Annotated in this window: 5 protein-coding genes and 1 pseudogene; all 6 read right to left on the reverse strand. The window is 67.9% G+C overall.

Annotation, left to right across the window (positions count from 1 at the left end):
- Positions 1–4 precede the first annotated feature (4 nt).
- Positions 5–14,494: a VCBS domain-containing protein gene (locus HB681_RS12160; RefSeq protein ID WP_213955075.1), complete on the reverse strand. Its 14,490-nt coding sequence runs from the start codon at positions 14,492–14,494 to the stop codon at positions 5–7.
- 296 nt (positions 14,495–14,790) lie between these two features.
- Positions 14,791–15,318 (reverse strand): hypothetical protein, encoded by a 528-nt coding sequence (locus tag HB681_RS12165; protein WP_256354686.1) that lies wholly within the window; start codon positions 15,316–15,318, stop codon positions 14,791–14,793.
- A 40-nt stretch (positions 15,319–15,358) separates the two neighbouring features.
- Positions 15,359–16,216: a DUF2092 domain-containing protein gene (locus HB681_RS12170; protein WP_213955076.1), complete on the reverse strand. Its 858-nt coding sequence runs from the start codon at positions 16,214–16,216 to the stop codon at positions 15,359–15,361.
- Positions 16,217–16,551: 335 nt separating this feature from the next.
- A complete protein-coding gene (locus HB681_RS12175; protein WP_213955077.1) occupies positions 16,552–17,079 on the reverse strand; it encodes a DUF4136 domain-containing protein in 528 nt (175 codons plus the stop codon).
- A gap of 286 nt (positions 17,080–17,365) precedes the next feature.
- Positions 17,366–17,626 (reverse strand): annotated as a pseudogene (locus tag HB681_RS38060) (transposase); the annotation flags it as partial.
- Between the two features lie 123 nt (positions 17,627–17,749).
- Positions 17,750–18,736 carry a serine hydrolase gene (locus tag HB681_RS12180; protein WP_213955078.1) on the reverse strand — a complete coding sequence of 329 codons (987 nt, stop codon included), beginning with the start codon at positions 18,734–18,736 and terminating at the stop codon, positions 17,750–17,752.
- Positions 18,737–18,952: the final 216 nt, after the last annotated feature.

Consider the following 18,952-nt stretch of genomic DNA (forward strand, 5'->3'; position numbering starts at 1 on the left):
GGCGCTACTGGAACCAGGAGAGGTTGAGCCGCTCCGAAGCCAGCCTGAGTTGCTCGGTGAAGGCGGTGGCGGTCTGCCCTTCCCCGAAGGTACTGTTGCCATAGGGTTGGTCTCCGTTGTTGTCGTTGCTGCTGACACGTTGGGCTGGACCGAAGGTGAGACTGCCATCGGTATCCGAGAACAGGGATGGATCGCTGAGCAACCCGTCCGCCGTGAGGTCCACGCGGCCATGGCGCCCGAGCAGGCGGGCCAGGTCGATCTGGCTGGCAATGGCGCTCTGGCGCACCGCGGTGTGGACGTACTGGCCGCCGACGTCGGTCAGGCGATCGCCCAGCGCCTGGTCGCGGCCATCGCCAAGGCCGTCGCCGATCGACGTGCTCCGGATGCCGCCATCGAACACCATGGCGACATCGGTGCCGTCGACCGACAGGCGCGAGAGACGATCCACCAGCGAGGTCGCCTCGACCACGGGCGCGATGAAGATGGCCGGCTGGACGTTCACGTTCAGCAGTGGCTGCTGCTCGCGATCGAGGCCGCCGAAGTGCGGCGTCGGGCCGGCCTGGATGAAGGGCGCCGCAATGTCGAGCCCGATGCGGAGTTCGGCCTGGTCGGTGCCGCCAGTGCGGTCCGAGACGGTGTAGGTGAACACGTCCGTCAGCACTTGGCCCGCGCCGGCCTGCGCCAGCACGTCGGGGTTGCTCTGGTCGATGGTGTAGGTGTAGCTGCCGTCAGCGTTGATGACCAGCGTGCCGTAGCGGCCCTGGAGCGACTGGCCGACCACGCCCGCGGTGCCGGTCCCGGTCTCGGCACCGGGACGGATGCCCGAGACGTGCAGCGCATCGCCGCCGTCGATGTCCGCGTCGTTGGGCAGCACGTTGCCGGTGGCTTGCGGCGCCGGCGTCTGGTCGGTCGCGACGTTGCTGTCGTCGAGCGCGACCGGGTTGTCGTCCGCGCCGCGCACGACGACGACGAGGCGTGCCGTCGACTGCGCGCCGGCGGTGTCGACCATGGCGTAGGTAAAAGCTTCGGTGAGCGTCTCGTCGCTGGTGCGCAGGGCCTGCACCGCGGGGTTGTCGTTGTCGACCGTGTAGCTGTAGCTGCCGTCGGGGTTGAGCGCGAGGCTGCCGTACAGGCCGGCCAGCGACTGGCCCGCGACGGCCTGGGCGCCGGCGCTGTTCGTGAAGCTGTCCACATGCTTCGTCTCGCCGTTGGCCACGCTGTCGACGTCGGTGTCGTTGTCGAGCACGTTGCCGGTCGGGTTGAGGCCCGGCGTGGTGTTGAAGGTGCCGCCGGCTTCCAGCGCGACGGTGGCGTCGTCGTTGGCGACGGGCGTGTCGTTGGCGCCCTCGATCGTGATGTGCAGCGTCGTCTTGTTGGACGCATCGAGCGGATCGGAGACGGTGTAGGTGAAGTCCTCCGTCAGCGTCTGGCCCGAGGTGCGCAGCGCCTGCACCGCCGGCAAGGTGTTGTCGAGTGTGTAGGTGTAGCTGCCGTCCTCACGGATCACGATGTCGCCATACGTGCCGCGCAGGGACTGCCCGACCACGCCTTCGGTGCCGGTGCCGGTCGCGGCGCCGGTGCGGAATTCGCTCACGCGAATCGGGTCGTTGTCGGGGTCGAAGTCGTTGCCCAGCACGTTGCCGCTGGGGTTGACGCCCGGCGTGCCGTTGCCCACGCCGCCCGCCTCGACCGCCGTGTCCATGTCGGGAATGGCCTGCGGCAGGTTGTTGAGGCCGCGCACGACGATGGTCAGCTGCGCCGTGTCATCGAGAGCGCCCAGGTCCGTGATGCGATAGGTGAAGACATCGAGCACCGTCTGGCCCGGCAGGAGCGCAAGCACCGCTGGCGAGAAGGAGTTGACGTGGTAGACGTAGTCGCCGTTCGCCCCGATGACAAGCTCGCCGTAGAGCCCCTCCAGCACCGCCCCGGTGACGCGATCCGAGCCGAGCGGGATGGCCGTGAAGTCCGGGGAAGCACCCACGCCGAGGGGGTTGATTTCGGCTCCCGTGCGTATGCCCGTGCCGATGTCCACGTCGCTGCGGTCGACGTCCGTGTCGTTGGCCAGCACATTGCCCGTTGGATCGATGCCGGCGCCAGCGAGCAGGCGGGGCACGGCCAAGGCAATGTCGTTCGTCGCAACCGGCGCATCCCATGCGCCCTGCACCACGACCGTGATCTGCGCCGTGTCGCTGGCGCCCTGGGTGTCGTGCATGCGGTAGGTGAAGGACTCGGTGAGCGTATCGCCCGCGCGCATGCGCTGCACGAGGAGTGCGTTGTTGTCGACCACGTAGTTGTAGCTGCCGTCGGCATTGACCGTGAGCGTGCCGTACTGGCCGACGACGACCTGGCTGCCGGCGACCGCGGTGAAGGCGCCGCCCGCGGCTTCGGTGCCGCTGCGGATGCCGTCGACCGTCTTGGTGTCGTTCGCGTCGACGTCGGTGTCGTTGGCCAGCAGGTTGCCGGACGGGTCGATCCCGGGGGTCCGGTTGAGCGTGCCGCCAGCCTCCTTCGCGATGAGCGGGTCGTCGATGGCGATGGGGTTGTCGTTGCGGCCGTGGATGGTGACCGTCAACGTCGCGGTGCTGGTCGCGCCGTTCGCGTCGACAAGGGTGTAGGTGAAGGCATCGGACAGCGTATCGGTCTCGATGCGCAGCGCCTCGACGGCCGGATTGGCGTTGTCGACGGTGTAGCTGTAGCTGCCATCGGCATTGAGCGTGAGACTGCCATAGGCGCCGGCAAAGGGCGTGCCGAGCGTGCCGATGGCAAGGCCCTGCCGGAAGCCCGCGACGGCCAGCGTCTCGCCGTTGGCGCCACTGTCGACGTCGGCGTCGTTGGCGAGCACATTGCCGGTCGGATTGACGCCCGGCACGGCATTGCCGATGCCACCGGCCTCGACGGCCCGAGCGGTGTCATCGACCGCGCCAGGGGTGTCGTCGGTGCCCTGGATGGTGATGGCCAGCGTCGCGCGATCGTTCAGGCCGGCGGTGTCCGCCACGGTGTAGCTGAAGTTGTCGGTGAGCGTCTGTCCATTGGTGCGCAGCGCCTGCACCTCGGCCTGGTTGTTGTCGAGGCGGTAGCTGTAGCTGCCGTCGGCATTGAGCGTGAGCCAGCCGTAGCTGCCGCGCAGTTCGGTGCCCAGGATGCCGGCGGTGCCGGTGCCCGCCGCCTCCGTGCCGGTGCGAACGGTCGACACGGTTTGCGTCTCGCCATAGTTGATCGGGCCCGCCACGCCGCCGTCGACATCGGTGTCGTTGGTGAGCACGTTGCCGGTTGGGTCGATGCCCGGCGTAGCGTTGTTGACGCCGCCTGCTTCCACGGCAGTCGCCGCGTCGTCCACCGCGACGGGCGTGTCGTCGCTGCCCCGGATGGTCACGGTCAGCGTGGCGGTAGTGGTTGCGCCGAGGGCGTCGGTCAGCGTGTAGGTGAAGACTTCGGTCAGCGTATCCGTCGGCGTGCGCAGCGCCTGCACCGCGGCATTGCTGTTGTCCAGCGTGTAGCTGTAGCTGCCGTCGGCGGCCAGCGTGAAGCTGCCGTAGGCCGTCGCGAGCGGCGTGCCCAGCGTGCCGTTGCTGGCACCCAGGGTGTAGCTCGCGATGCTGAGCGCCTCGCCGCTGGCGTCGACGTCGCTGTCGTTGCCGATGACGTTGCCGCTCGGGTTGGTGCCCGGCGTGCCGTTGGCGATGCCACCGGCTTCGACCGCGATCGCGGTGTCGTTGACGGCCACCGGCGTGTCGTTGGCGCCGTGGATCGTAATGGCGAGCGTCGCGCGGTCGGTGGCGCCTGCCGTGTCGATGACGGTGTAGCTGAAGTTGTCGACCAGCGTGTCGCTGGCCTGGCGCAGGGCCTGGACCGCCGCATTGGCGTTGTCGACCGCGTAGCTGTAGCTGCCGTCGGCATTGAGCGTGAGCGTGCCATAGCTGCCGGCCAGCGCGGTGCCCACGGCGCCGGCGGTGCCGGTGCCGGCCTCGGTGCCGGTGCGAACGCTGGACACGGCCTGCGTCTCGCCGTAGTTGACCGGCCCGGCCACGCCGCCGTCGACATCGGTGTCGTTGGTGAGCACGTTGCCGGTGGGGTCGGTGCCGGGCGTGCCGTTGGCGATGCCGCCCGCCTCGACGGCCGTGGCCGTGTCATCGGTGGCGACGGGCGTGTCGTTGGTGCCCTGGATGGTGATGGTGAGCGTGGCGGTGGTGGTCGCGCCCACGGCATCGCGCAGCGTGTAGGTGAAGACTTCGGTGAGCGTGTCGGTTGGCTGCCGCAGCGCCTGCACGGCCGCATTGTTGTTGTCCAGCGTGTAGGTGTAGCTGCCGTCGGCGTTGAGCAGCAGGCTGCCATAGGTGGTCGTGAAGGCCGTGCCGACGGTGCCGGCGGTCGCGCCTTCTGTGTAGCTGGCGATGCTCAGCACTTCGCCGTTGGCCGCGCTGTCCACGTCGCTGTCGTTGGCGGTGATGACGTTGCCGCTCGGGTTGGTGCCGGCGGTGCCGTTGGCGATGCCGCCCGCCTCGATGGAAACCGCCGTGTCGTTCACCGCCACCGGCGTGTCGTTGGCGCCGTGGATGGTGACGGCGAGCGTGGCGCGGTCGGTGGCGCCGGAGGTGTCGGCGGTGGTGTAGCTGAAGCTGTCGACCAGCGTGTCGGTCGTCAGCCGCAGGGCCTGCACCTCGGCCTGGTTGTTGTCGACCCGGTAGCTGTAGGTGCCGTCGGCGGCAATCGTGAGCCAGCCGTAGGTGCCGCGCAGCTCGGTGCCGAGGATGCCGGCCGTTCCGGTACCAGCGGCCTCGGTGCCGGTGCGCACGCTGGCGACCGAGATGGTTTCGCCGTTGGCCACGCCATCCACGTCGCCATCGTTGGTGAGCACGTTGCCGGTGGGATCGACGCCGGCGGTGCCGTTGAGGACGCCGCCCGCCTCGGTCGCGCTGGCCGTGTCGTCGACGGCGGTCGGCGTGTCGTCCGCGCCGTGGATGGTGACCGTCAGCGTCGCGGTGGTGGTGGCGCCGACGGCATCGCGCAGCGTGTAGGTGAAGACTTCGGTGAGCGTGTCGGTGGGCAGGCGCAGCGCCTGCACCGCGGCATTGTTGTTGTCCACCGTGTAGACGTAGCTGCCGTCGGCATTGAGCACGAGGCTGCCGTAGGTGCTGGTGAACGCCGTGCCCACGGTACCGGCGGTCGCACCCTCGGTGAAGCCCGCGATGCTCAGCACCTCGCCGTTGGCATCGACGTCGGTGTCGTTGGGCGTGATGACGTTGCCCGTGGGATTGACGCCCGGCGTGCCGTTGGCGATGCCGCCGGCCTCGACCGCATCGGCCGTGTCGTTGACGGCCACCGGCGTGTCGTTGGCGCCCTGGATGGTGACGTTGAGCGTCGCCCGGTCGGTGGCGCCGGCCGCGTCGGTGACGGTGTAGCTGAAGCTGTCGACCAGCGTGTCGGTGGGCAGGCGCAATGCCTGGACCGCCGCGTTGGCGTTGTCGACGACATAGCTGTAGCTGCCGTCGGCATTGAGCGTGAGCGTGCCGTAGGTGCCGGCCAGCGCGGTGCCCACGGCGCCGGCGGTGCCGGTGCCGGCCTCGGTGCCGGTGCGAACGCTGGACACGGCCTGCGTCTCGCCGTAGTTGACCGGCCCGGCCACGCCGCCGTCGACATCGGTGTCGTTGGTGAGCACGTTGCCGGTGGGGTCGGTGCCGGGCGTGCCGTTGGCGATGCCGCCGGCCTCGACTGCCGTGGCCGTGTCATCGGTGGCGACGGGCGCGTCGTTGGTGCCCTGGACGGTGATGGTCAGCGTCGCGGTGGTGGTCGCGCCCACGGCATCGCGCAGCGTGTAGGTGAAGACTTCGGTGAGCGTGTCGGTTGGCTGCCGCAGCGCCTGCACGGCCGCATTGTTGTTGTCCAGCGTGTAGGTGTAGCTGCCGTCGGCGTTGAGCAGCAGGCTGCCATAGGTGGTCGTGAAGGCCGTGCCGACGGTGCCGGCGGTCGCGCCTTCGGTGTAGCTGGCGATGCTCAGCACTTCGCCGTTGGCCGCGCTGTCCACGTCGCTGTCGTTGGCGGTGATGACGTTGCCGCTCGGGTTGGTGCCGGCCGTGCCGTTGGCGATGCCGCCCGCCTCGATGGAAACCGCCGTGTCGTTCACCGCCACCGGCGTGTCGTTGGCGCCGTGGATGGTGACGGCGAGCGTGGCGCGGTCGGTGGCGAGCTGCGAATCGGCGACGGTGTAGCTGAAGCTGTCGACCAGCGTGTCGGTCGTCAGCCGCAGGGCCTGCACCTCGGCCTGGTTGTTGTCGACCCGGTAGCTGTAGCTGCCGTCGGCGGCGAGCGTGAGCCAGCCGTAGGTTCCGCGCAGCTCGGTGCCGAAGATGCCCGCCGTGCCGGAGCCGGCTTCGGCGCCTGTCCTGAACTCGGTGACGGCCTTGGTGTCGCCGGCATCGACGTCGGTGTCGTTGGCGAGCACGTTGCCGGTCGGGTCGGTGCCGGCGGTCGCGTTCGCAATGCCGCCGGCTTCCGTGGCGCTGGCCGCATCGTCGACCGCCACCGGGTTGTCGTTGCGGCCCTGGATGACGATGTGAAGCTGGGCCTGGTCGTTCAGCAGGGCCACGTCGTTCATCTGGTAGGTGAAGAATTCGTCGAGTATCTGGCCGGCCTGCAGGGCTTGCACGGCCGTGTTGGTGTCGTCCGGCGCGTAGGTGTAGTCCCCCGCCGCGCTGATGTGCAGCGAGCCATAGGTGCCGGCAATGGTCGTGACGCCGGTGGCCGCCACGGCGGTGAGCGCGCCGCCTGCGGCCTCGGTGCCGGTGCGGATGCCGCCGACCACGTCCACTTCGCCGTTCGCCGGGGTGTCGACGTCGGTGTCGTTCAGCAGCACGTTGCCCGCCGCGATGGCACCCGCAGTGGTGTTGTTGACGCCGCCGGCCTCGATGGCCGTGCCCGTGTCGTCGGTCGCAACCGGCGCATCGTCGGCGCCCTGGATAGTGATCGCGAGCGTCGCGCGGTCCGAGGCAGCGCTCCCGTCGGTCACCGTGTAGCTGAAGTTGTCGGTCAGCGTGTTGGCGCTGGTGCGCAGGGCCTGCACCTCGGCCTGGTTGTTGTCGACGCGGTAGCTGTAGCTGCCGTCGGCATTGAGCGTGAGCCAGCCGTAGGCGCCGCGCAACTCGGTGCCGAAGGTGCCGGCCGTGCCGGCGGCCGCTTCGGCGCCGGTCCTGAACTCGGTCACCGTCTTCGTGTCGCCGGTGTCGGAGTCGGTGTCGTTGGCCAGCACGTTGCCGGCCGGGTCGGTGCCGGGCGTGGCGTTCAGCGTGCCGCCCGCCTCGACCGCCGTGGCCGCATCGTCGACGGCCACCGGCGTGTCGTTGGCGCCCGTGATGACGATGCGCAGGTTGGCCAGATCGTTCAGGCCGCCGGTGTCGGTGTCGGTGTAGCTGAAGATCTCTTCCAGCGTCTGGCCTGCCCGCAGGCCCTGCACCAGCGGGTTGTTGTCGTCCGGCGTGTAGATGTAGTCGCCGTTCGCAAAGACGAGCAGCGTGCCGTAAGTGCCGGCGATGGATATGCCTCCGGACGGGGGCACCGGCGTCATGGGGCCACGGTCGCCTTCGGGCAGGGCGCGGATGCCGGTGTCGTTCTTGGTCTCGCCGTTCGCCACGGTGTCGACATCGGTGTCGTTGGCGAGCACGTTGCCGGTCGCGACCGATCCGGGCGTACCGTTGTTGACGCCGCCCGCCTCGACCGCGCCGCCTTCGTCGTTGAAAGCGACCGGCGTGTCGTTGGCGCCCTGGATGGTCACCGTGAGCGTCGGTGTCGCGGTGGCCGTGTCGGTCGCGCCGGCCTGGTCGGTCATCGTGTACTGGAACGACTCGGTGAGCGTCTGCCCGTTCAGGCGCAGCGCCTGCACCAGCGGGTTGTCGTTGTCCACGGTGTAGCGGTAGCTGCCGTTCCGGTCGAAGGTCAGGGTGCCGTAGAGGCCGACGAGGTCGACCGTGCCGGTCGGCGTCGGCGTGGCGACGTTGCTCGTGCCCACGCTCGTCACCGTCAGCAGGTGCAGCGTGTCGGCGTTGGTCGCGATGTCGACATCGGTGTCGTTGGCCAGCAGGTTGCCCGTCGGGTTCACGCCCGGCGTGCCGTTGAACGGCCCGCCCGCCTCGATTGCGGCGGCAGTGTCGGGGAAGCTCTGCGGTGGGTCGTTCACCGGCGCGAGCACGATCTGCACCGTGTCGCTGTCCTGCAGCTGGTCTTCGACCGGCTCGGCCGGGATGCCGTCGCCATCGGCGTCGCCGAAGTTGCCGCGGTCCTTCGTCAGCACCGTCAGGGTGTCGTTGCCGTTGAAGTTGAGCGCCCCGAGGTAGGTGATGCGGCCGAGCGCAATGTTGAGGTCCGCGAGCGTGCCGCTCAGCGTCACCGTGGCCGTGCCGGTGCCGGTCGCGGTGACGCCCGGCGTGGCCTGCGAGAAGTTGAGCACGCCCTTGGTCACGGTCAGCGTGACGTCCAGCAGTCCGCTGCCCGCATCCACGTCGGCGATGGTGATCGGGGCGATGGGCAGCAGCACGTCTTCCAGGCCGTCCTGCGTGCCGGGCACGGTGTTGACCGGCGCGTCGTTCTGCTGCACGTAGCCCACGTCGGCGCGTGTCGCCTGGCCCTCGCCGAGGTTCGAGACCACCTGGCCCAGCGGCGTGGTGGTGTCGGTGTCGATGCGCGGGCGCAGCAGGCCCACAGGTTGCGCCAGCGTGACCGTGGCGGGCGCATCGACGCGGAAAGGCCCCGCCGCCAACGCGCTGAAGTTGAAGACGCCGGCCGCATCGGTCACGGTCGTGAAGGTCAGGTTGTCGGCCGTCGTCGCCAGGTTGCCATCGGCGCCGCCATAGGTGAGCGTGACCGTCTGGCCGGCCAGCGCCGGGCCGTCCGCCGTGGTGCTGGCGGTCGGCGTGCCGGAGTCGTCCCACAGCGTGCCGGTGATCAGGCCGAGCCCCGCGCCCTCGGTCAGCAGGTAGGTGTTGGGGGGCGAGCCGGTGCCGATGCGCTCGCCCGCGTCGGTGCCGTCGGTGCCAACGGTGGAACCGCCCCAGGTGGTGAACGTTTCGGGCAGGCTGCTCCAGGTCAGCGTGGCATCGGTGTTCGCATAGGCCGCGCTGGCGCTGACGTCGACGCTGTAGAGGACCACCACCGCAACGCCCGGGTCGAGCCGGTCGAAATGGACCGTCACCCCACCGGCTGTCGCCACGAAGGTCACGCCGGCCGGCAAGGTGGCTGGCGTGTAGACCACGCCGCCGATCGACACGCTGGTGGGCGTGTATGACGTGGCGCCGGCAAAGGCGTCGACCAGCTGCACGTCGTAGGCCGGCGCGCTGCCGTTCTGCGTGAAGCTCACCGAAATGTTGGCCTGGCTCGTGGTGGCGGTGGCGTTCGGCGTGAAGCTGTCGACATGCTTGACGACGCCGTTGAAGCTCGGCTCGACAATCGTTTCGGAGACCGTATCGCTGGTCGAACGCACGATCGTCCCGCCGGCACCGTCGCCCACCAGGTTGGAAGACGTGACGCCCAGGCTGGCTCCCGCCTTGTTGCCGCCGACGTTGGCGACCCGCGCCGAGAACTCGATCGCCATGCCTTCGAGGTCGGCATCCTGGTCCCCGTTGACAAGGGTGCCGAGATCGAAGGTGACGACGGTGCGTCCATTCGCATCGGTGGTGATCGTGATGCGCGAAGGGTCGAGCGTGGCATCGGGCGCGGCGCCGCTCAGGTCCGCGGTGATGGCCTGGCCGATCGCACTGCTGCGATTGCCGACGACGTTGAGCGTGCCGTCCAGCGTCAGGCCGGGCACGGAGCTGCTGATGTCCGCGCCGGTCGATATGAAGGCGAGCTTGATGGTGCCGTCGTCCAGGAACTCCAGGCCCGGGTCCAGCGTGACCTGGATACGGTAGTCGCTGGTCTGGCCTTCGCCGACCGCCGCCACGACGCGATAGCGCACGAGTTCGCCGACGGCCACCTGCTCGGTCGGACCTGCGGTGCCGCCGGTCGGTGGCGGCGTGTCCGCCATGCCGCCGATGCGCGAGGTCTCCATGCCACTGAGTACGTCGATGCGCGTGCTGGCCTCGCGGCGATAGTCGTTCAGGCTGCCGCTGTTGAGCAGCCCGTCCGCGCCGGTGCGCTCGCCCGGCTGCGCGATGCTATCGGCTCCGTTCAGGCTGGACCACCGCACGCTGGCCGTGTTGTCGATGCTGGGTGTGTTCTCGGCCGTCGCCCCGACGGTGCCGGTGACCCGCAGGACGATGCTGCCGCCCTTGGGAATGTCGATGTTGGCGCTGGCAGCGCTTTGCAGCACGCCGCCCACGATGGCAAAGTCGGCGCCGCCGCTGTTCGACGCGCCTCCTGCGTAGGTGACGCCGGCGAGCGTGAGGCCGGTCAGCTGGGTCGGCAGGGTGTCGGTGAAGCTGATGTCGTAGGCATCGAAGTCGGTGCCGCCGCTGCCGTTGCTGATGGTGATCGTGTACTCGACCGGATCACCGAGATCGACGCCGAGGGCCGGGATGGCGTTGGTCGTCTGCGTGATGGCAAGCGTCGGCTCGCGCACCGTGACGGTGGGCGCCGGGTTCGAGCGCGGGATGACGCGGTCGATCGGCGTGGCGCCATTCGGCGTGTCGCTGTCCGGGTCGCTGTAGACCGCCTGCGCGCTGTTGACCAGCGTCGTGCCCGCCTGGTTGCCGCTGACGTCGTTGGCGATCAGGCGCACGCGGATCACGAAGCTGTTGTTGCCGGTGACGTTGTCTGCCGCCGTCGAGTTGGCCGTGAAGGTCATGCGCGCATCGACGCCATCGGCGCCCACCGTGCCGCCGATGCCCGTCACCGAACCAATGGTCAGCGTGCCATTGAAGTCCGCCGTGAGCGCGGCGCTGCCGGCCACCGTGGTGATGAGCTGGTACCCGGTGCCGTTGAAGCTCGGGTCCAGGCTCATGCCGGGCGGCACGAGATCGTCCACGCGCAGGTTCTGGGCGGTGCCTTCCGGCAGCGTGACGACGATGTCGTAGAGCATCGATTCGCCCACCACGACATCGGCGCCGGCGGTGCTGGCCGAACTGGAATCCGTCGCGTCCACCGAGCCACCGGCGAAGACCTTCGTGACGACCGGCACCGCGACCTGTTCCAGTGCCACATCGGTGAGGTCCGCCGGCGTGAAGTCGCCGCCGCCGGCTGCGCCCGCGTAGTTGCTCAGCGTGGCCGTGCTCTGCAGGGTGCTGCTGGCCGGTATGGCGGCATTGGCCACCACGTCATAGGTGATGACGACCACATTGGCGCCGCTGGTGTCATTGGCCGTGCCGGCACGTCCCGGCAGCAGCGAGGGAAAGCCCACCGGGTCGAGGAAGGTCACGGTGGTGCCCGTGACGCTGTAGTCGGTGCCGAGCACGAGCTGCGTGCCATCGCCACGATAGACCTTGATCGTGTTGGTCAGTGCACCGCCCACGAAGCTCAGGCCCGCCGGCAGGTCGATGGACGTGGTGACGTCGAACGCGCCGCCGCCGCCGGTGTTCTCGATGGCCGTGGCCATGCGCAGCGTGTCGCCGCCGTCGAAGCCCTGGACGTCCCCGTTCACGGCCAGCGGCGAGGTCACGCTGCCGGTGAACGGCACGCCGGTGGTGCCGGGCGCGGCCCAGGTGCCGGTGGTGCCGGTGATGCTGCCGCCCGTGCTCGACACCACGCCGTGCGAGATACCGAGCACCGGCTCGGCCACGGACTGGATCACGACCGCGTCCTGCGAGATCAGGTGCGTCAGGTCGATGGACGTGAGCTGGTCGGACTGCGCCTGGGCGGTCACCGAGCGCTGGTCGCCGAACGGGACATCGCTGACCTGCAGCTTGACCTGCACCTCGATGCGCGTGCCGTTGATGCCGGGGTTTTCGTTGTCGCCGAAGTCGAAGACGATGGAATTGCCCGCGCCGGTGGTGACGGATGCAAGCGTGTCGGGTGTGTTGTGGCCCGGGCCGAAGACAAACTGGTTGACGCCGGTGCCCTGCGTCCAGGTCACGCCGGACAGGTCGAACAGGGGCAACGGCAAGTAGCCCGTCAGGATGAACTGCTCGTAGTCGCCCGTCACCAGGTCGTAGCTCATCTGGAAGGTGACGATGTCGCCGGGATGCAGTTCCACGGTGCCCGTCGGCGTGCTGCCGTTCACGTCCACGATCTCGATGTCGACCTTGCTCGGGGTGACCTGGATGCCGGCAGTGTCGCTGTCGGTCGCCGTACCGCCCGTGAGATTGACGCGGTCTTCCAGCAGCGTGGCCGTGATGGTGGCGTTGTTGCTGACCGAGTCGCCTTCATTGATCGGGTCGGGGTTCGGCACGGTGATGTTCTGGCCGATGGTGGTCCGGTAGGTCACCGTCATCGTCGTCGCACCATCGCGCACCGGGTCGAAGGCCAGGTCGCCGGCCAGCGCGCCGGTCACCTCGCCGGCATTGCGCAGCGTCTGGCCGATATCGAGCGTCAGCGTGGTGGTGCCGTCCGCGTGAGGGGTCACGGTGGCCACCATCGGCGCGGTCTTGGTGACGCCGCCCACGGTGTAGCTGAGCAAGCCGCTGCCTGGCACGAAGGTCTGCCCGTCGCTCAGCTCGTCCACGCCGGCGATCTGCCCTTGTGTCAGCACGTTCTCGCCGAAGGCGAAGTAGTCCGACATCTGGATCGACAGCGTGTAGGTGAGCGTGTCGCCCGGCGACGGTTCGGCGCTGCCGACGTTGGTCGTGACCGCGACGTCCTTGTAGACCGCGATGGGCTGCGCAGTGAAGCTGGCAGTGCCGCCGGTGCCGCTGGCCGTGATGGTGCCCGACGAGACATCGCGCGGATCGAGCGGCGTCCAGCTGGCGGTGGCGTCCGGCGGCGTCACCGTGATGGTCACGGGCGCGCCGCTCACAGGGTCGATCACCGGCGCGCCATTCGCATCCACCTCCGGCACGTAGAACGTGACCGTGCTGACGGCCGTGCCGGTCAGCGTGGCATAGGTGACCGTGTAGTTGGCGATGTAGCTGCCGGCCGTGAACGCGGCCTGGATGTCCGCAGGCGCGGTCAACACGGCGCCGGCCGCCGTCGTCACCGAACTCAGCACGCCGCCCGCGCCTGGCGTGATGCCCGTCACCATGACGTTGCCGGGCAGGTCCTGGCTGATCACGACATCGGTCACCGTCTGGCCCGGGGCCGCGCTGGCCGTGACGTCGATGGTGTGCGGGTAGTTCGGGCCGGTCACCGTTTGTCCATCGGTCATCGGCACCGATTGCGACAGGCTGACCACGGTGGGGTGAACGTTGAAGTTGTGCGTGCCCGCCTCGATCAGCGGCGGGTCGATGGTCGGATCGTCGGCCGACTCGTTGCCGAACTGGAAGCCACCACGCGCCTTCACCAGCAGGTCCGGCGCCGGGTCCGACGCGGTGGTGTCGGCCAGGTTGCTGAGCTGCATCGTGACCACGATGTCGACGGCGGGCTGCCCCTGCGTGATGCTGGCATTGGGCAGTTGCAGCACGACCAGCTGGTCACCCGCGCGCATGCCGTAGTCGGCCGCATGCAGCACGAGCGGCGCGCCGGTCGAATCGCGCGCCAGCGGGTGCGTGGCATCGCCATTCGCGTCAAAGGTGACCGTGAAGGTCTTGATCGCCTGGCCCAGGTAGGTGGCCGAGGCGAAGGTCACGCCGTCGTCGCCGTCCTTGCCGGTGGCCGGCAGGAACAGGTCGATGTAGGGCGCGAAGCCCACTTGCGTCGATGGGTTGGTGAAGCTCGCGGTGAAGCTGAACTGGCCACCCAGCAGCACGTCCGTGCCTGCCCCGGACAAGGACACGGTGGGCCTCGCATCGGCCAGCAGTCCGCTGAAGCTGGCCAGCGCGGCGGCGTCGATGGCGATGGGCTTGTCGATCACGCCGACGCTGGTCTCCAGCGTCCAGTTGCCGCCCGCCGACGGACTGCCGGTGGCGTCGTTCGACGCAGCCACGTCAGCGCCAGTCCAGCGCGCGATCTCGTTCACCAGCGTCTGCCCGACCGCGCCCGTGCCGACGTCGCAGCCGTAGAGCTGGATGTCCGCACCGGCCTTGAGCGAGCCCTGCCACGCTTGGAGCTTCGATGCGAGTTGGTCGACGTTGTCGCTGGAAATCGTGCGATTGCCCAGCGTGAACTGTCCCTCCGCGCCGTGCGAGAAGATCTGGATCGAATCGACCTGGCCCAGCTTGCCGAGCTCGGCCGTGATCGCCGCCAGCCCATCCTCGTTGCTGTTGACGACCAGCACCGTCACGCCCGGGTCGGGGTGCGCGCTGAGCTGGCCCAGCGGGTCGACCCGGCTGTCGACGACGAGCAGGGTGCGCGGCGGCGCAGGCGTGCGCGTGGCCTCGACCGCCGGCCTGGATGCCAATGCCGCATGATCGTTGGCGCTGTCGGCGGGATGCGTGCTGTCTGTGTGATGCTGGTCGACCGCCGTGGCGGCCGCACCGTCGAACATGATCCGGGGCTCCAGCGCCATCGCCTGGCTGCGGGGCTTGAAATGTCTCATGTTCATGCGCGAGTACCCCCACTGATGGCGGCTTGCGCCACCGGACCCCGTCGATCTCGAAGCCTCGCAATGCCCGGCGCCCTGGAGGCCGGGTCTACGCCAACAGGATGAGCTCGCGCAGGCATGAACCAAATTCTACGTTTCATTGACAATTGAAGATAGTCAACGGCGGGCCGGCCCACCAGCGGCCGGGCCCGATCGACGAGGCTGGATACCGCGGGCCGCCGGGTGCGCCACCCGGCGCACCCGCGCCGCGGGATGCACGCGACAGAAGCTCTCGCCGCATCAGGGGCAGCAGCCAGCTATGGATTGACCACCACGTAGTTGACTTCGGAACCCACGTATTGCGGCTGGTAGTACGCCCCGCCGCATTGCTGGTATGTGATGCCGTTCATCATGACCGGCGTGCACGCGGGGGGCAGCGAGTACACCACCGAACCGACGACCGCCGCAGTCACCGCGACCGTGGCCGTCACGGCCGCCGCGGTCGCGACCGGGTGGTAGTTGTCGTAGTAGCCGCCGCGACCGCCGACCACGTTGACGTTGTTGTTCACGTTGACGTTGCGATTGACGTTGGCATTGACGTTACGGTTCACGTTGGAATTGGCGTTGCGGTTCACGTTGGCATTGGCGTTGCGGTTCATGTTGGCGCCGCCACCGTGGTTGACGGACGTCCGGGCGCCGCCGCCGCCGGCATGGCCACCCCCACCCCCACGCGCATCGGCATCGCCCGCGACACCCAGGCCGGCGCATGCGACGGCCACGGCCATGGCGCTGCCGGCGGTGAACGAGAAGAACCTGCGTGCTGAATACTCTTGCTGTTGAATCATGGCGCGTCCTTGCTTTGAATGTTGATCGGGTCCATCGGGCCTACTTGCCCGGGTTCTCGACCGTTCCATCGGACTTCTTGATCGCGATGCGATGGCTTCCGGAAGGCGCCTTGAAATCGAAATCGCCGGCCGGGAAGCTCGCCCCCGTCTTCCAGCGCATCACCACGGTGTGCTGCGGCCGGGCCGGGTCCGAGGTGGTGACGATGGACAGCTTGCGCGGCAGCGGCGTGCTCCCGCGCTGGATCCAGATCTGCCAGTCGACATCGTCCTGCCGGAGCGCGAACTGATCGGTCAGGTCGCCGTCGACGGCGCTCACGCCGAGGTAGCTGGCCGACTTGATCGCCGAGGGGTCCATCTTGCCGCTGTCCCACCAGAACAGGTCGGCCGCCGGCACGTCGATGTCATAGGTATCGTTGAGCACGGTGACCACTTCCTTCAACGTCGGTGGCGCCTGCACGGTGGCGTAGTACTTGGTCCGCGGGCTGTAGATGCTGGCGGTCTTGCCGTTGTAGTAGAGGATGTTGCGGTCGCCACGATCGTTGTGCATGTCGACCTGCAGGCCGTCCGGACGGCGCACCTTCAGCCTGGCGGTGCGGCCCAGCTGGGCCAGCTGGCCGTTGTCCAGGGTGTCGTCGGTCAGCGAATAGGTATCGAGCTGGAAGGACTGCAGCGTGCGCAGGTAGGCCGCCATCTTGTCGAGCGCCTTGAGCACCTCTGGATCGACCGCATCCGCGGCTGGCGCGGCTGCCGCGCCGCCGCCAGAACTCGCCTGCGCCGGTGGCGGCGCGGTCGTGCCCGATGCAACGGGCGCAGTGGGCTGCTGCGCGCAGGAGGCCAGCACGATGCAGGCCGCGGCGCCCAGGACCGACAACTTCAAGGACTCGAAAGTGCGAATCATGGAACTTCCCTTCAGGTGATCGTTTCGACGACTGACGGATCACCATACGATCCATGACTAGCAGGCGCAATTGCCCCCTAGGGCAATCTCGGGACCGTCGTGCGTAAACAACCAGTCGTTCGATATTGCATCGGCACCCCAGTCCATGCGGATTTGCCGCTCGACTGGATCGCCGTTCACACAGGCAGGCGGCGGCGCCGGCCGTTGCCGCATTGCCCAACGCCACCAATGCCCATGGACGGACGCGCCATGCACGGCCGCTGCGTTGCCTTGCGCCGTCCCTGCCGGTGCAGCCGACGGTGATCGAGTCACTCGCAGTGCAGCGCTCGATTGCCCTACTTGGTTGGCGCCGACCCCGGCGGAAAATCCGCGAACATCTTGTCGAGCGAGGTCTGCAACAGCGCGGGCAGCTTGTCGCTGTTGTCGGGCAAGGTGCCGCTCGCACTGCCGCGCCAGATGGCCCGCTTGGTCTTCGCATCGAACATGTCGACCACCAGCGTCCCCACTTCATAGGTGTACGAACTGGTCGTTGCCACGCCGGGCCCGAATCCGCCCCAGCCCACGCCGTAGCCCACCCCGCTGTAGTAGGTGGTGTAGTCGCGCCGCTCCTGCGTCGCGACGTTGGCGCCGACCCGCACGTCGCCATCGGCCGCGAGCGTCCAGCCCTTGGACCGCAGCTTGGCATCGATGCCGTCGGCGATGCGTTGCTGGTTGAGGGGATCGCTGCCCGTGGGCTTGGCGATCCAGGTGTAGGTGCGATAGCTCGCGAATCGCGCGGCCGGATCGAAATCCGTCTTGACGGTCGGCGTGCTGCAAGCCGCCAGAAGGCTGGCGATGGCCAGGATGCTGAACCGATGAACCATTGGAACTCCTTGTGATGCATCAAAGGATGGAATGGCTGGCGATACCTTCGCGATGGAAGATCTGGCTGGCTGACGAATTCTAGGGTTGCATCGCCCTTCAAGGCGCGGCGCGCAACGCCGCTGCGCTTGTGACGTCTCCGACTTATCCGGTGAGTTTTTAACTGGGGTTGGGCTGCGTTCGGTTTGTTGATCTGACCTCTTCTTGACGAACTCGCTCGGGGTCAGACGGCCGAGTGAATAGCGCTTCTGCATCCAGGCTGCTCGATCCGCTTGTCAGCTTTCAGAGTTTTTTTCGAACGACCCCCTGCAGGATCTGCTTGTCCAGCGTCAGGTCGGCCACGATGCGCTTCAAGCGGGCATTCTCATCCTCGTAGCATCTTCAGGCGCTTGAGCTCGGTGACGCCCAGGTCACCGAACTTCTACTTCCATGTGTAGTACGTCGCCTCGGACACGTCGATCTGGCGACACACGTCCACGACAGGCGTCCCGACGCGGCCAGCCTCAACGCATACGCGATCTGCTCCTCGCTGAACCTCGACCTTTTCATTGCTTCTCCTTGCGCCCCTTCGGGCGCTACCGGAAGCAACCGTAGCTCTAGATTTGAAAAGTCCGGAATTCGGGGGAGACGTCAGGCGGAGCTTTGAACCCAAAGCGGTCATGCTGCCTGCGCTTAGCCCAGCGGCGGAATCGCTCCCAGGACGTCGCTGAAAACGCTGAACTGCGTTTTGAACGCCTGCGGGCTGTAATCCTGGTAGTAGCCTGCGGTCACCACGACAACGAGGTCGAGCTTGGGGACGATGCGAATGTACTGGCCGCCTCGACCCAGTGCGCCAATCCACTTGACCACGTGCGCGTTGGCACGGGCGCGGCCGAGCCACCAGAGATATCCGTAAGATTGATCGCCAGTCGCCTTGAGCTTCGGTGACGTCGAGGCCTCGACCCAGCCATTGGAAACGACTTGGCGATCGTTCCAGCGACCGCCCGCAAGGACAAGTTGGCCGATCTTCGCCATGTCGCGTGGTCGCATGCGCAATCCGCCTCCGGCATCGGAATCCCCCTTGACCCGGCTCCACTCGAAGTCGGTGATGCCCAGAGGCTTGAACAACTCTGTTCGGGCAAATTCGTCGAGAGGGCGTCCGGTGGCCTTGTGGACGATGGCGGAAACGAGGGTGAGCGCGCCGGTGTTGTAGAAGAACTCCTGGCCTGGCGGCGCGGTCGGCGCGAGACCGAGGACGTAGCGGGACGGATCTGCTGCCCTGTGCATGCGCGACTCGTCGTTGTTCTCGCCGGTGGCCGGGGTTGCCTCCACCCACGTCAGGCCCATCGTCATCGTGAGCGCGTGCAGCAGCTGAAGGCGATCCTTGTCAGGCGTACGCAAGTCCGCGCACTCGGGAAAGAAGTCAAAGATCGGCTGGTTGATGCTGCGGATGAGCCCCTGATCAATCGCGATCCCGACGGCGAGCGACGCGACGCTCTTGGAAGCCGACTTCAAATTGTGCAGGGTGTCCGCATCGAATACGACATCTTCCACCCGGCTGCCGAAAAAGAGGTCGGGGATCTGGTCGGGACCTCTGAAGTACCGCTCGAACACCAGCTTGCCGCTGCGGACAACCAGCACTGAATGTATGTTCGACGAGACCGCGAGTTGATCAGCCATCCTGCACAGGGCGCCGCGGTCAATGAGCTTGTCGTCACCGTTGGTCGAGATACCCCAGCCGTCCGATCGCGTACTTGGAACACCGCAGCCACTAGACGGCTCCGCAAGCGCGCGCAATCCATAGAGCGATGCCAGCGCCGCTCCGCCGAGATGTAGGGAAAACCGGCGACGCCTCATGTCGGACCTATAGCACACGAAGCCTCGACGGGGAAGAGC

The organism is Variovorax sp. dw_954 (genome assembly GCF_018449755.1).
Classification (GTDB): Bacteria; Pseudomonadota; Gammaproteobacteria; order Burkholderiales; family Burkholderiaceae_C; genus Variovorax.